Raw genomic sequence first — 13,958 nt, forward strand, 5'->3', positions numbered from 1 at the left:
GACGGTGACACTTGAACCTCGTGAAACCGTACCAGACAATATCGTTATTCCGCTGCGCAGAACTGAACAATTATGGTTAATCCAAAACTCATTGCCCTACTTCCTGATCTTGCTTCGTTTATCCTAGTGGTAAACGAAGGCAGTTTTACCGCTGCAGCCAAACAACTCGGCGTAACGCCATCGGCTTTGAGTAAGTTGATCACACGGTTGGAACAAGCCCTCTCGGTCAAACTGTTTGAGCGTACGACTCGTAAGTTGATCATCACTCAAGCTGGGCAAAAGGTTTACGACCAAAGCATTGCAATGGTGAATGCCGCGCAGCAAGCCGTTGAGCTATCTGCGGAAGATCATGCCGAGCCAACAGGCGCACTCACAGTGGCAGCCCCTGAAGCATTTCTTAATTCGGTGCTTCAACCGTTTGTGTTGCCATTCCTAGAACGTTATCCAAATATACAGCTTAAGCTGCGTGCAGCAGATGGTGAGATCGATCTGTTCCGCCAAGGTATTGATGTCGCGTTTAAGCTCACCGACAAACCTGATGAGAATCTGGTCCTCAAAGAGATCAGCAAGACCAATCTTGTTTTGTGTGCTTCTCCAGATTACCTCACCAAACACGGTATGCCTGAGCACCCAACCGAGCTTGAGCAGCACGACTGTATTTACCTTGCCGAGAACGACAAAGACAACATCTGGTCATTCTTTAAAGAAGAAGCCTTTCATTCGATTGCAGTAAGTGGACGCTACGCCGTCAACCACTCTCAAATGCGCTTGAACGGGGTTAAGTCTGGCTTGGGAATTGGGATCTTCCATGACTTCGTGATCAAAGACGCGTTAGAGCAAGGAGAAGTGGTGGAGGTTCTGCCGGATTGGATGATAAAGAGTAACTACCACGGCGCTATCGCGATGCAGTATGCACAAACCAAATACATGCCTGCTCGTCTGCGCGTGTTTATCGACTTCGTTAAGGAGCATTTAGTCTCCGAGGACACTAACCATGCTTGAGGATACGAGCCATGTCTGAAGAGGCTAACCATGTTTAATGCTATTCATCACGTCGCGATCATTTGTAGCGACTACCCAAGGTCAAAACGCTTTTACACTGAAGTGTTGGGGTTAAAAGTCATTGCTGAAAACTATCGTGAAACCAGAGACTCCTACAAGCTTGACCTCGCTTTACCTGACGGCAGCCAAGTGGAACTGTTTAGCTTTCCGGGGGCACCCAATAGACCGAGCTTTCCTGAAGCACAAGGGCTACGACATCTCGCGTTTTTGGTTGATGATGTTGAGCAAGTAAAAGCCTACCTAGAATCGAATGACGTTGAAGTTGAACCAATTCGTATTGACGAATTCACAGGCAAAGCCTTTACCTTCTTCCAAGACCCAGATGGCTTGCCGCTTGAGATTTACCAGAAATAAAAAGAGCCAGCACGTCGCTGGCTCTTTTACTATTCCATTCTTTGTCTGTTACTAATTCAACGCCGTTTTCAGCTTCTCGACGCGGCTGAACAACAGCCAATCCAGTGCGAGAACCGTAACAATTGCCAAACCACCCATCGGGAACGCGAGACACAATATCACTAACGTTACTAAGCCAAGCTTCCAAATACCGTCTTGCTGAAACTTAGGTGGTGCGCCCAATGCGGCACTGCGACTTGGTCTACGAATCCACCACATCACCACACCTGTGATTGAGATTAAAATGAACGCTAGACAGAACACCACGTTGAGCACTTTGTTAAGCACACTGACATCGCCTTGGTGCAATGACACACCTGCCGCCATGAACTTGGCAAACAAACTGTAATCTTGCCACGTTACATCCACCAACAAGCGACCGGAATACTGGTCAAAGTGGCTGGTGCGATCTTGTCTTGGGTCGGAAATATCGCCGCCCATAGAGTTAGCTGCAACGGTGTAAACGCCCGTCTCAGAGCGTGGCAAAAACAGCTTATAGCCAGTGAAGCCCATCATTTCAGCTTTGAGGACAATATCATCAATAGAGAGCGCATCATGGTTGCCTGCGTATGCCATATCTTCCTTCATATTGGCATGATCATGAGCGGGTTTGTCTTTCGATTCAGGCACAGCAGCAAGCTCTAAGTTCCATGGCATCTCTTCTGATGCACCATGATTCAGGTCTTTGTGTGTCAGTGTCGACTCTGGTTTCTCACCCCATGTGTAATAGGTTGGGAAGGTATTCCAAGCTTGCACCATTTTCGCGCCCCAGATCCCTGCCCAAGACAAACCTGAAATCAAAAAGAACAACAGAACAATCGACAGCACACCACCTAAATTCGCATGCAGGTCACGCATCAAAATTCGAGGGCCATTGTTAAAGCGGATTTTCAAAAAGCCGGCGCGGCTGGCGTTGTCTCTCGGTAACCAAAGGTACAAACCAGACATCAACAGCAAAATCCCCAGACTTGCGGCGATTTCAATTAAACGGTCGCCTAAGTCTCCGATGAGCAACGTACCGTGAATGCTGTTCATCAGTTCATAGATGCTATCACCACGATTAATGGTACCTTGTACGTCTCCTGTATAAGGATTTACTGCAACAATCAGTGAGCTGCCTTCTTGGTTTTGAATCGAGAATCGGTTGGCAATATCGGCGGTTTTAGCAGGTACAAATTGAGTGACATTAAAATCGGGATACGCCTGCTTTACGGTTTCCAATTGTGCAGAGACAGGAACCATTTGCTCTTGTGGTGAAACCTGTAATGTCGCTTCGTATCGAGCCAGTTCGATTTCATCATCAAACAACATCACCAACCCCGTGAGGGAAAGCATCAGCATAAATGGAATGACGAACAAACCTGCGTAGAAGTGCCATCGCCACGTCATAAAGTAGATGGATTTTGCGCGTGAGGCTTCCTTGAGTTGAGGCTTTGCCGAGTTTCTCAACATGTGTATTTTCCTTTTTTCATTGTTGAACACCCAAATTCAGTCAAACGCATCCTACACATACGCATTCGTATGCGGCGTTATTTGACTTAGATTTGGGAGTACCACTGCTCGAAGTGGCAGTGTTGTTGGCTTTATTTACTTGTAATTGTTTTCGTTATGAGAAAAGGGAAACTGGCGGCGCTCGAGGAACAGGTGTTTCAAATCGCACACTTAGAGCCAAATAAGCGTAGCTGTCAGAAGTCACCAAGCTCTGTCTTGAAAGTATCGGTGTCGTTGGAAGTGTATCGTGATGAAAAGTCGAGAAGTGGCTAAACGGACAAGGCTTGCCTTTGTGGCTGACCGAATTGTCGCCCTCTTCTATTTGGACCAATTCAAAACCGTTAAGCGTACATAGCGTCGCCCACACGCCCATGCTGTTACCATGAGCATTGATAACAGGCATCAGCGTCACTAGCACCCAACTGAGAGCACTAGCAAATAACATCGAGCGGTAAAAGGAAATTAATCTACGCATAACGGTGACTTAACAAATTTCACACAGCGTAACCAATTTTGAGTGATAGCTCAAAAAACAGTATCAATAAGTGGTTGCTACCTCACAGGTTTTCTTGAATGCATCGATTGACAGGCGCAAAAAAGCCCGCCGAAATGGCAGGCTGATAATGTGTTCATTCATTACTTAGAGATAACGCGTAATCCACTGCCACGAGCAAATGCTCCGCTCAGTAGATAATTAGCCGAACAACTTGCTCCAAATGCTTGGATTGCGCTTGTCGTGGTACTCTTCACGAAGGCTATCGATTTCACGCAGTTGGTCTTTTGCTTCTTGTAGCTTGCCCGCATCAAGATCCGCTTCAATCTTATCTAGCGTTACCGTCAGCTTGTTAAAGCCTTCTAAGTAAGTATCAAACTTCTCTGGTGGGTAATTACCACGCTTAGATTGTTCAACAATCGCTTGCAAGCTATCAATCGCAGATTTCATGGTTTCGACATCAGATGCTTCTGCCGCCTGTTTGAATTCCATCTTCATCTGTTTCATGTTTTGTTTTAAATCAACCGCTTCTGCCATTGCGTATGTTGAGCCAAACGCAATCGCACACCCTAGGACTAAAGGACGTAACATTTTTCACTTCTCCATTTATAGTGCCGAATTCTGTGTCGGCTTTATTCACCCAAATAACCTACGCCATAAAAGGCGAAAAACTAGCTTAGTTGAGTATTTCCGGGTCGCAGTGTAAAGCAATCTGGCGTCGGGTGCATACCTTAAATGTAATCAAGTTTATGCGTTGAGAATGCTGTCATATTCTGCAATTGGTTTACGGCCTCTCAAAGCTAAGAAAGACAAAAACTGCTGAGCGGTGTGAGTAATCACTTTCTTGCTATCAATACCCACTTTGTCCATTAACTCTCCAACCAACTCCAGATTACCAACATCGTGACAGAAGTGCGCGTCACTGCCCGTGGTGAAGAAAACACCGAGATCTTTCCCGATTTCTGCAATCTCGTGGCAACGGTCTACGCTGCCTACTCGGCTGTTGCCTTTCAGCGTGGTGTTATTAATTTCAATCGCGACATTGTGCTCTTTCGCGCACGCTAAAACGGTCTGAAAATCAAAGTCGAAATTTGGATTACCAAGATGACCGAGCGCATCAATACGACCACTCTGAATGACATTAACAAGTGCTTCCGTGTGAGTTTGCTTGTTTGCTGGACGAAAAACGGGTTCATGAAAACTCGCGATCACCCAATCTAAGTTGCGGTCCACACTCAGTGGAATATCAATGTCGCCTTCGGTATTCATAATGTTAGATTCAACGCCGCGAATAATCGCAACGCCTTCAAGAAAACGAGGCAGAATTTTCTGGTTAGAGAAGAACCAGTAATGAGGCGCACCCGGCATTGATTCTGCGTGATCGGTCGTGCAGAACATATCCAGCCCGTTCTCTTTTGCCAACTTTGCATTTTCAATCAAGGTACTGTACGCGTGACCACTGGCGTACGTATGTGTATGGGTATCAACTTTAAATTCCATCATCCACTCTCTTAGGTGCGCTATCTTGCGTGCTATTGTATACCTTCCGGCAACGCATCGTCAGCCTAAGATAAGCAAGAACCCTAAGCTTGCTCTTCACTAATGGCTTTTATCAAGGGTAAAGCTTTTTCCCATCCGTGATTAAACATGGAAACAAAGTCGTTGTGAGTATGAATGGTAACATTGAGTAGTAAACGATCGTTGTTGGTATCGATCTGGTAGATCTCTCGCGATCCGATCCACCTAGATGCTAGGTCAGCATCGAGTTGTTGACGATTATCCGGATTAAAAATGGCAACATGATGAAATTCAAGTTTTTGAAGCGGTAGCACCGTATCTATGATCGCCCTTGTCCCGCCCATATCTGGATCAAAAAAAGTGATGCCACCTCCTTCTTCCCAAGCTCCTTCAAATTGAGACTGCGGTGAAAAGGCTTGTGCCCAACGTTTATACAACTCAACATCGGTTAGCACTTCCCACACTCGTTGCGGTGTCGCCGAAATTTCGACGTAATAATTTAGCGTAAGCATGATTTCTCTCCCTGAACCTTTCTTGACGCTAGCCCATACTCAGGAAAAATCAAACCACACGACCAATTTATCTACCTGCCCCCTTCATTTTCCGACAGACTAAGAAGTTCTCGCTTGTAAACCGCCACTGCGATGCGCCGTAAAACGAACCCAACATGTGTTCAGTATGATTGCGAGCACTATTAAACTCATCCCAACAATTTGACTTTGACTTATTCGGTCTTCAAAAAACAGGCTCTGCCAAACCGCAGTGAACAATAAGTTAGTAAAAATGAGTGGCGCAAGTTGAGAGCCACTGCTTGCCAGTTTATATGCTTTGGAGCGAAAAACTTGGGTGTTAATGATCATCAGAGACATCATACCGATCCACAGCGTATTTGAAGAAATCTCAGGCGCCATAACACTCATATTAAGTAACGCGTCGAAGTCATTAAACAAAGCTAGCGGCAACAGAAATACGGCAGCAAAACCAAACGCCCAAAAGTTGATTTCTAGCGGCGACATATTTGTTTTACTCACTTTATATAACGTAAGCTGAGAACCAGAATTGAAGAGTCCACCAGCCAAGCCGAGCAATAAATCCGCTCGCCATGTAATCTCACTTCCACCGCCCGCCAACATAACCACACCAGTGAACGCCATTGCTAAAGCCACCAATGTTGAAACACGAATGCGCCCCCTCATGAACAGCTTTTCAACCAAGGGAATAAATAATGGGCCAGTAGCAAACAAAACGACCCCCTCAACGAGCGTTAACGTTTGTAATGACGCGATAAAGCAAAGTTGTGACAAACCGATACAAAGAGCACGCAATAAAATAGGCTTTAGCGTGCCCGCTTTAGGAAAGGTAAGGTTTTTCACACGAAGTAAGATAAGTAAGATAAGCGCAGGCACCAAAAAACGTAAGAAGCTAAATAGTGTGACGGAAAGTTCGCCTGACAACTGCTTTGCTAACAGTCCAGTAACAGATAAGCTTAACGTAGACATCAACATGAAAAGGATAGATTTATTTACAGCATTCATTCAATACTCCTTAATATATGGAGCATTTTAAAAGACATCACTTATCGTAAATAGCGAGTAATATTAACCATTGATGTAAGAAAAACTTACAGTTTAACTTATCTATCACCAGCTACGGTTTTTAAATTATGCGGAAACTAGTCCCCTTAAAGTCCATCTACGCATTTGTTGCAGTAGCTGAGTCTGGCAGCATGACAGAAGCAGCACAGATATTAAGTGTGAGCCACTCAGCCGTAAGTCAGGCAATTAAATCGCTGGAGAGTCAAGTAAACAAGCCTCTGTTTGATCGCATAGGCAGACAAGTTCAACTCAATGCAGACGGTAAAAAGTATTACAGAAAGGTGGCACCCGCTTTAGAGCAAATTGTCGATGCAACGGAAGCACTCATCCAAGATCAGAACTTGCAGCGTGTTACGCTCAATATGGTGAATTCATTGGCTCTTCACTGGTGGATTCCTCGAATGTCAGATTTACAAGGGTTTGCTCCTCAATTAGACGTTCGTTTATCAAACCTGTCTGGCAGATTCAATTTAGAACAAGAAGGTATCGACGCGGCCTTGGTGCATGGAAATCCCGAAGAATGGCAGGATTACTACTGCGAAAAGCTCAGTGAAGATGAACTGGTTTTGGTGTGCAGTCCTGAATTGATAGCGAAGACAAAGGACTCAAACATCACTCAACTCTTAAAGCAGTATCCCATCATTGAAGTTACTAACGAACGAAGAAAAAATGACTGGAACGTGTGGCTGGACGCGACGGGTATCCAGCGACCTAAAAATAAAAAACCAATCACTTTTAACATGTCGATACAAGCCGTCCAGGCCACAACTCGTCGTTTGGGGTTATTAGTCACTCATCGCTTGTTTGTGAAGGATGACATCAAATATGGTCAGCTAATCGAGCTGGGTGAACCCGTCATTAATCCTCATCAACAGCTTTACTTTGTATGCCCGCCACACAAGCTAAAGCTTGAATCGTTTCATCTGTTGCGATCTTGGCTACAACAATCATTCAACTATTAGAAACTTTTGTTAAGCACATTCACTGAAAAACTAGTATAAAGTTAGAGGAGCACTTTTCATCCAAGGATGGTTTATGAAGCAGTATCAAATATGGCTAAGCGCACTCTGTTTTGCAGTATCTTTGAGTGCGACCGCAGAAGCAGAAAATGATAACCGCCTTTCAGAACAAGGGATCTCCACGGCAATTATTGGAGGGCAGCAGGCGACCCAAAACCAACTTCCTTTTTTTGCACGTCTTATTCTACATAAAACTGGCGCTAATCAGTTTGCCAATATTTGTGGGGGAACCATTGTAAACGACCGTTTCATTTTAACTGCGGCTCACTGCGTAGAACCAAGCGTTTTCACTGACGGGTGGACAATCAACGATCTACGAGTGCTAGTCAAAAACCCTACGATGAATGACGTGTTTGTTGAAGAATTCAAAGATGTTCGCTCTATCACGATTCATCCTGATTATGTGCCTAGCGATTTATGGATTAATGACATCGCTGTCCTTGAATTGACTCGCCCTATTACCGATAACGTTCAATCCATCACTTTACCGCAAGACTTTGGAGACTACAGCAGCAAGACGGTTTATCAGATATTCGGTTTAGGTCAGACCTCGACTAGTGATGAAAACGGGCCAAACTATTTACGCTGGGCAGAAGTAAAACCCCTTACCGACAGCCAATGCGCTTCACTGGTAACAGGGTTTAATGCTCAGGAAAGTTTGTGTGCGAATGGATTTCCTGAGCGAAGCTACACTGGTATCTGCCGCGGTGACTCAGGCGGTCCTCTCACTTATCAAGACAATAATGGCATGTATCAGCAAATCGGTATTGTTAGCTATGGTTCTTCTGTTTGTGAATCTGCTGCGATTCCGAGTGTGTTTACTGAGGTTCTAAATTATACAACGTGGATTGAAGCCCAAACCAGTTCGGGAGTGAAAACTCGTTATAACGCCCTCTTAGCAAGTACAGAAGATTATCATAGTGAAGGCGATTCCGGCTTTGAACCAGAAGATACTAACACGTCGGGCTTTGACGATAACGGCAGCGGCGGCGGTGCTCTCGGATCAGGGTTGATCATGCTTGGAGGCTGGTTTGGTTGGCTAAGACACCGCAGAAATGATTCGCGCTCCTAGTTGCGTCAACAAGACATCATAATATCTTGCGCTTAACGCGAGAGTTAATGATGTCTTCAATCATCTTTTGCTCTTTTTTCGCTTTTTCATAGTTCTGCTTAGTACGCCAACGCTCAAGCACTTTTTCTAACCCTTGAACGCGTGCGTGCTTGTGTTCTAGTGTTTTCTGTACAGATGCACATTCCGCTTGCATAACGGCTTGCTCTTGCTCGTGGTGACGAAGCATTCTTTGTAGCATTTGGTCAACACGATTAAAGTTCATCAAAGCCGCGCTCGTCAGCGTCGGGCCGGTTCGGGTTGATTGTCCAGCGTGGCCTTTCAACGCCGATAACTGTTCCAATTGCATTGAAAGATGGGAGTGACGCTGACGCATGGCATCAAGTTGTTGACCCACACGATCACGCTGTTTTTCTTCCATTTGCTGTAACTTGCCTACGGCTTTTAACTTGGATTTCATTTCAGCCTTGTCACTCCCATTTGATTAAGCACTTTGAAAAAGCTGCGCGAGCTCGGTCAAACTGGTTGGGTAATCTACAGACTCATTGGCAGCTTGTTGTAGATATGCACGCAAGTTTGGATACATAGCAACAGATTGATCTAACTCAGGATCTTGTCCTGGTTGATAACCCCCTAATGGCAGTAACTCTTTAACCTGAAGGTAGTTGGAGTACATTTGACGGAAGTTATTCGCAATCGTGCTGTGTGCGTCCTGCGTACAAGTATTCATACAACGGCTAATAGACGCGTTGATATCTATCGCGGGATAATGCCCTTGCTCAGCTAGTTGACGCGATAAAACAACATGCCCATCTAAGATGGCGCGCGCGGAATCCACGACAGGATCTTGTTGGTCGTCCCCTTCTGCCAATACGGTGTAAATTGCCGTTAAGCTACCATGTTGATTTTCACTGTTACCCGCTCGCTCTAGGAGTTGAGGTAACACGCTGAAGACAGAAGGCGGATAACCACGAGAAGCTGGAGGCTCACCGAGCGAAAGAGCGATTTCGCGCTGTGCCATGGCGTATCGGGTTAGAGAGTCCATCAGAAGTAGAACGTCTTTGCCTTGGTCTCGGAAATACTCTGAAACGCGATGACAAAGTAGTGTCGCTCTTAACCTCATTAGCGGGGATTCATCAGCAGGAGCCGCGATAATGATCGCTTTCTTGCGCGCTTCTGGGGTTAAGTTTCTCTCGATGAACTCACGTACTTCTCTGCCTCGCTCACCGATAAGCCCGACCACAATTACATCGGCCTCCGTGTTTTTGGTGATCATCCCCATTAACACACTTTTACCGACGCCACTGCCAGCCATCAAACCAATACGTTGGCCTTTGCCTACCGTCAATAGTCCATTAATCGCTCGCACGCCTACGTTGAGTGGCGTATCAACTGGGCGTCGCTTCAGTGGGTTAATCGGTTTTGGTTCAAGTGAAACTCGATCACCCCCCTTAAGCGGTGCCCCGTCATCTAACGGCTCACCTAAACCATTCAGTACGCGTCCTAACCACTGAGAGCTTAGCTGCACGGTACTGTCACCATCAAGAGGGATGACTTTTGCACCTGCAAACAGACCGCCTAAACGGCGGATAGGCATGAGGTAAGCAATAGTGTGTTCAAAGCCCACAACTTGCGCTTCGATCATATCGCCTTCCGCGGTTTCTACGAGACAACGCTGCTCAAGCTTAAACCGACACCCTACGGCTTGTAACATTAAGCCGTTTACTTTTATCAATCGCCCTGTTACGCGAGCAACAGGGATTGAATCGAGCGAAGCCAAGGCTTCGCTCAAACGCTCACTTAATAGTTCATGGCTTAGGGTATTACTCATGCTCAGACTCTACCTGTGGAATACTGACTTCATCCAAAAGGTGTTGCTTTACATTGTCCATACAGGCTTCCAAACGAGAGTCGCAGCTCGCATCCGCTTCTGCGTCATCAGTCACTAACTGACAGCCACCAATAGGAAGCTCCGTATTAGGGACCAGTTTCCAAGATTGCGGCAAATCAGCATTGATGTGAGTAATGCGCTCTAAATCTTGCGGATTTAAATGCACAGTTACTGTTTCCGCTTTACCAGGCATGGCAGACAATGTCTCGTCCACCAAAGCTAGGATCTGCTGAGGCATTAAAGTGAGCTCGGCACGAATCACTTGCTGAGCTACCTTTTGTACCAGTTCACAAATCATATGGCGTTGTTGCTGTTCTTTTTCATCTTGCCAACGAGAAAGGGCGTGAAAAAGTTCATTGACAGGCTTCGCCGCCTCCAAAAAGCCTTGCTTTCCAGACTGCTCACCGGAAACAAAGCCTTTTTGGAAACCTTCTTTTTGGCCTTCCAACAGACCTTGTTGCTTCCCCTGTTCGATACCTTGGCGTAAGCCTTCCTCATGTCCTTGTTGCAAACCTTGTTGAAAACCTTCTTCAAGTTGCTGTTGGATATCTATTTGAGGTTCTTGCCAGCCTTGGTTATCTAGCCCGAATTCGTCTTCGATAGTCTTAGGTTGCGCTAAAGGCGGAAAACGGTGTAAACGATACCCGCTCGGAGGCAATCGCATAGTACTTGATTTTGTCTCTAGCATGACCTTACTCCACCGTTGGCTCTTCATAGAGAAGCAGCTGAACTTCACCAGATTCATCCAGCTCACGTACCATTTGCATGATGTCTTGACGTGCTTTTTGAACTCGACTTAACGCAACAGCGCCGCGTGCGTCCATGTCATCTTCTAGCGCTTTCACCATACGTTGCGGCATTGAACGCTTAATAGCTTGCTGTAAGGTAATATCGGAACCTTTTAGCGCGACTGCCCACAACTCTAGCGGGATTTGCTGCACCAACATGTCCATGGTTTCTTCGCGTTGTCGGCCAAGAACCATAAAGTCGAACATGTTTTCTTCGATTGCATTAACAACATCTTCATCATGCAACTTCAGCATTTCCATCAATGAACCACGGTCACCTTCAAAGCGGTTAATGATATCTGCTGCTTGCTTAACACCTGATAACGGCGTGCTTTGACTTGCGGATACTTTTTCGATGCAACGCTCAACGAGTTCATGCAAATCAACGGCAACTTGATGATCGATATCTTGCAATTGAGCAATACGGAACAAGATTTCGTCATGGTAATCTTGTGGCAAGTGCTTCAATACCGCTGAAGAGCTGTCTGCTGGCAAATACGCTAGAAAAATTGCTTGCATTTGTGGGTGCTCATTCACAATGAAACGAGCGAGAGTTTCTGCTTCCACCCACTGTAAGCGCTGCATATTGTTGCGAATTTCATCGCCATATAAGGTATTTAATAACCCTTTTGCCAAATCGTTACCCAATGCTTTACGCAATGTATTAGATAGGTATTCCTTAGAGGCTCCTCGAATACCGCTGTGCTCACGGAAATCTTCAAAGAAAGTTTGAATAACACCACGAGCAGAATCGCTCTTAATGCCATTTAACTTCGCCATTGCACGAGTCACACGCTGGGTTTCATCACGGCTAAAGTGTTGCAAAACCTTCGCTGCGGCATCCTCGCCCATGCCTAATAGCACGAGCGCGGTTTGTTCAACATAACTAAGCGTCTGCTTTGATAGAACTGTGTTCATTGATGTTTACCCATTGTTTCAGTATTTCGGCTACGCGCTCTGGCTCTTCATTAGCAATAAGCTGTAGGTGTTTCAATTGAATTTCTAATGGCGAACCTGCTGGTGGTAGCATGTCGCTGTTTACATCTAAACCTGAAGAGGCTGAGATGCCTTTTTCAGATAGGCGGCGATCAAGTACTTCTTCATGCTCGCGCTCTTCACGCGTTTGCAAGTTTTCGTAGTCAGGCTCTTCCTGAGGCTCAGCAAAATTTAGCTCAGGCACAGGTTTATCAACGCCAGTTAGGTGCATGATTAATGGACGCAGTACGAAGAAGATCATCGCCAAGCCTAACAAGCCACCAATAACGTAGCGTATTGGCTGCTGTACTGTAGGGTCTTGCCACCACGGCAGTGCAGGAGGAGCATCAATTTCAATTGGGGTGAAGTTGAAACTCATTAAACTTAAGCTGTCACCTCGTGTGGCAGAGATACCAACAGCATCCATGATCATGTTTGAGATTTGCTCTTTATCGGCTTCACTCCACGCCACACCATCTGGCGAAGCTTTCGAGTTCAACAGAACCGAGACACTAAGCTTTTCTATTTGGCCTTGTTGGTATTGAGTACGACGAACACTGCTCCCTACAGCATATTGACGATTCACTTCAGATCGCGCATTCGTGTTTTGGCTATCGTTCGTTTCCACTTCACCAGATCCTGTCACTGGCGGTTGGTTACTTAGAGAACCAGGAACACCCAACGCAATTTGATCAACCGAGTTGTTATGAATGGTGTGCTCATTACGCACAACCGGTGCGTTATCCAAAATTTCTTGTGTTTCTTCAACTTGGCTAAAGTCCAGATCGGCAGCGACTTGTACTCGGAAGTTACTCGGCCCCACAATCGGCGTAAGCATATCTGCTGCGCGTTGGATGATCTGTTTTTCAACACTCTTCTGGTATTCAAGATATTTCGCATTTACTTTACCAGCTTCCGCGGAAGCGACATCCGCACTAAGAAGACGGCCATACTGGTCAATGACAGAAACAAATTCTGGCTTCATTGCCGTGACACTGCCGACCACTAGGTTAATGATCGCTTCAACTTGTTCAGGCTTTAAGTCTTCACCAGGTTTGAGCTCAAGCATGACAGATGCTGAAGGATTCTCACTGTTTTGGCGGACGAATAGAGTTTGACGAGGTATTGCTAAATGAACACGCGCGTTCGCTACTGAGTTCAAAGACATGATAGTACGTACTAACTCACCTTCTAAACCATGACGATAACGCGCCGTTTCCATAAATTGGCTCGTACCAAGAGAGCTATCTTCCTTGAGCGAATCCAAACCTGTCGGCAGCTTAGCTTTAACACCTTTTGATGCAAGCAACATGCGTACCTTCGCAACCTCACCTTCTGGTACAAGAACTTGTCCATTTTGCTCTTGCATGCGGTAGCTTACGCCTTCGCTTTCTAATACCGACACAATTTCGCCGATATCAAAACGCTCTTGCTGGCTATATAGCGGACGAAAGCTCTGCGAGGAACTCCATAGTGCAACCACAATAATCGCTGCAACAATCGCAGCTAACACCGCAGATAGCACTAAGTTTCTCTGACTGCTAGACCAGATTTGCTTCAGCTTCGTTGTCACATCGTCCATGCCGTTGGCAGTAGAAAATGTCTGTGCTGTGCCGGTAGCCATAGCTGTGTTTCCGGCGACTTGGGGGGTTAGTTCTGACATG

Annotated in this window: 15 protein-coding genes; 4 read left to right on the top strand and 11 right to left on the bottom strand. The window is 45.9% G+C overall.

The features are described from left to right. Positions 1-72 precede the first annotated feature (72 nt). Positions 73-1,002 carry a LysR family transcriptional regulator gene (locus tag UQW94_RS04410; RefSeq protein WP_042601221.1) on the top strand — a complete coding sequence of 310 codons (930 nt, stop codon included), beginning with the start codon at positions 73-75 and terminating at the stop codon, positions 1,000-1,002. A 30-nt stretch (positions 1,003-1,032) separates the two neighbouring features. Then, complete coding sequence (locus tag UQW94_RS04415) at positions 1,033-1,416, top strand: VOC family protein (protein WP_237305712.1); 384 nt, start codon at positions 1,033-1,035, stop codon at positions 1,414-1,416. Positions 1,417-1,467: 51 nt separating this feature from the next. Here the strand turns inward: UQW94_RS04415 and UQW94_RS04420 are convergent, their stop codons facing one another. The 6 genes from UQW94_RS04420 to UQW94_RS04445 all read right to left on the bottom strand — a co-directional run bounded on the left by UQW94_RS04420 (position 1,468) and on the right by UQW94_RS04445 (position 6,492). Further along, positions 1,468-2,907, bottom strand: a complete 1,440-nt coding sequence (locus UQW94_RS04420) for a PepSY domain-containing protein (RefSeq protein ID WP_318118681.1) — start codon at positions 2,905-2,907, stop codon at positions 1,468-1,470. A gap of 154 nt (positions 2,908-3,061) precedes the next feature. Further along, positions 3,062-3,421: a hypothetical protein gene (locus tag UQW94_RS04425; RefSeq protein WP_318118680.1), complete on the bottom strand. Its 360-nt coding sequence runs from the start codon at positions 3,419-3,421 to the stop codon at positions 3,062-3,064. 219 nt (positions 3,422-3,640) lie between these two features. Further along, positions 3,641-4,030, bottom strand: coding sequence for a cytochrome b562 (locus UQW94_RS04430; RefSeq protein ID WP_005375067.1), 390 nt, complete (start codon positions 4,028-4,030; stop codon positions 3,641-3,643). Positions 4,031-4,186: 156 nt separating this feature from the next. Next, positions 4,187-4,939 carry a phosphatase gene (locus UQW94_RS04435; protein ID WP_322142182.1) on the bottom strand — a complete coding sequence of 251 codons (753 nt, stop codon included), beginning with the start codon at positions 4,937-4,939 and terminating at the stop codon, positions 4,187-4,189. 83 nt (positions 4,940-5,022) lie between these two features. Continuing rightward, a complete protein-coding gene (locus UQW94_RS04440; protein ID WP_005375065.1) occupies positions 5,023-5,469 on the bottom strand; it encodes an SRPBCC family protein in 447 nt (148 codons plus the stop codon). Positions 5,470-5,568: 99 nt separating this feature from the next. Then, the gene (locus UQW94_RS04445) at positions 5,569-6,492 is read right to left on the bottom strand and encodes a DMT family transporter (protein WP_322142027.1); all 924 of its coding nucleotides are present in this window, start codon (positions 6,490-6,492) and stop codon (positions 5,569-5,571) included. A 128-nt stretch (positions 6,493-6,620) separates the two neighbouring features. Here UQW94_RS04445 and UQW94_RS04450 point away from each other — a divergent pair, with 128 nt between their 5' ends. Together UQW94_RS04450 and UQW94_RS04455 are read left to right on the top strand one after the other, a co-directional pair. Further along, complete coding sequence (locus UQW94_RS04450) at positions 6,621-7,514, top strand: LysR substrate-binding domain-containing protein (RefSeq protein WP_033906699.1); 894 nt, start codon at positions 6,621-6,623, stop codon at positions 7,512-7,514. A 73-nt stretch (positions 7,515-7,587) separates the two neighbouring features. Continuing rightward, the gene (locus UQW94_RS04455; RefSeq protein ID WP_322142028.1) at positions 7,588-8,643 is read left to right on the top strand and encodes a serine protease; all 1,056 of its coding nucleotides are present in this window, start codon (positions 7,588-7,590) and stop codon (positions 8,641-8,643) included. A gap of 16 nt (positions 8,644-8,659) precedes the next feature. Here UQW94_RS04455 and fliJ read toward each other — a convergent pair whose 3' ends face one another. The 5 genes from fliJ to fliF are packed head-to-tail and all read right to left on the bottom strand — an operon-like array spanning position 8,660 to position 13,957. Beyond that, positions 8,660-9,100 (bottom strand): flagellar export protein FliJ, encoded by a 441-nt coding sequence (gene fliJ / locus UQW94_RS04460; RefSeq protein WP_005384016.1) that lies wholly within the window; start codon positions 9,098-9,100, stop codon positions 8,660-8,662. Between the two features lie 24 nt (positions 9,101-9,124). Beyond that, positions 9,125-10,471, bottom strand: coding sequence for a flagellar protein export ATPase FliI (gene fliI, locus UQW94_RS04465; RefSeq protein ID WP_005375057.1), 1,347 nt, complete (start codon positions 10,469-10,471; stop codon positions 9,125-9,127). After that, on the bottom strand, positions 10,464-11,219 hold the full coding sequence (fliH, locus tag UQW94_RS04470; protein ID WP_005375050.1) for a flagellar assembly protein FliH: 756 nt from the start codon (positions 11,217-11,219) through the stop codon (positions 10,464-10,466). The genes fliI and fliH overlap by 8 nt, the downstream gene beginning before the upstream one ends. 4 nt (positions 11,220-11,223) lie before the next feature. Next, on the bottom strand, positions 11,224-12,237 hold the full coding sequence (locus tag UQW94_RS04475) for a flagellar motor switch protein FliG (protein WP_005375048.1): 1,014 nt from the start codon (positions 12,235-12,237) through the stop codon (positions 11,224-11,226). Further along, on the bottom strand, positions 12,206-13,957 hold the full coding sequence (gene fliF, locus UQW94_RS04480; protein ID WP_005384024.1) for a flagellar basal-body MS-ring/collar protein FliF: 1,752 nt from the start codon (positions 13,955-13,957) through the stop codon (positions 12,206-12,208). Before fliF ends, UQW94_RS04475 begins: the two co-directional genes overlap by 32 nt. Position 13,958 lies beyond the last annotated feature (1 nt).

Source organism: Vibrio sp. PBL-C16 (genome assembly GCF_034321865.1).
In the GTDB taxonomy this organism is placed as follows: Bacteria; Pseudomonadota; Gammaproteobacteria; order Enterobacterales; family Vibrionaceae; genus Vibrio; species Vibrio alginolyticus.

Bases quoted from the DNA above. Each gene is read 5' to 3' on its own strand.
- UQW94_RS04410 (WP_042601221.1), top strand. From the start codon at position 73: ATGGTTAATCCAAAACTCATTGCCCTACTTCCTGATCTTGCTTCGTTT.
- UQW94_RS04415 (WP_237305712.1), top strand. From the start codon at position 1,033: ATGTTTAATGCTATTCATCACGTCGCGATCATTTGTAGCGACTACCCA.
- UQW94_RS04420 (WP_318118681.1), bottom strand. From the start codon at position 2,907: ATGTTGAGAAACTCGGCAAAGCCTCAACTCAAGGAAGCCTCACGCGCA.
- UQW94_RS04425 (WP_318118680.1), bottom strand. From the start codon at position 3,421: ATGCGTAGATTAATTTCCTTTTACCGCTCGATGTTATTTGCTAGTGCT.
- UQW94_RS04430 (WP_005375067.1), bottom strand. From the start codon at position 4,030: ATGTTACGTCCTTTAGTCCTAGGGTGTGCGATTGCGTTTGGCTCAACA.
- UQW94_RS04435 (WP_322142182.1), bottom strand. From the start codon at position 4,939: ATGGAATTTAAAGTTGATACCCATACACATACGTACGCCAGTGGTCAC.
- UQW94_RS04440 (WP_005375065.1), bottom strand. From the start codon at position 5,469: ATGCTTACGCTAAATTATTACGTCGAAATTTCGGCGACACCGCAACGA.
- UQW94_RS04445 (WP_322142027.1), bottom strand. From the start codon at position 6,492: ATGAATGCTGTAAATAAATCTATCCTTTTCATGTTGATGTCTACGTTA.
- UQW94_RS04450 (WP_033906699.1), top strand. From the start codon at position 6,621: ATGCGGAAACTAGTCCCCTTAAAGTCCATCTACGCATTTGTTGCAGTA.
- UQW94_RS04455 (WP_322142028.1), top strand. From the start codon at position 7,588: ATGAAGCAGTATCAAATATGGCTAAGCGCACTCTGTTTTGCAGTATCT.
- fliJ (WP_005384016.1), bottom strand. From the start codon at position 9,100: ATGAAATCCAAGTTAAAAGCCGTAGGCAAGTTACAGCAAATGGAAGAA.
- fliI (WP_005375057.1), bottom strand. From the start codon at position 10,471: ATGAGTAATACCCTAAGCCATGAACTATTAAGTGAGCGTTTGAGCGAA.
- fliH (WP_005375050.1), bottom strand. From the start codon at position 11,219: ATGCTAGAGACAAAATCAAGTACTATGCGATTGCCTCCGAGCGGGTAT.
- UQW94_RS04475 (WP_005375048.1), bottom strand. From the start codon at position 12,237: ATGAACACAGTTCTATCAAAGCAGACGCTTAGTTATGTTGAACAAACC.
- fliF (WP_005384024.1), bottom strand. From the start codon at position 13,957: ATGTCAGAACTAACCCCCCAAGTCGCCGGAAACACAGCTATGGCTACC.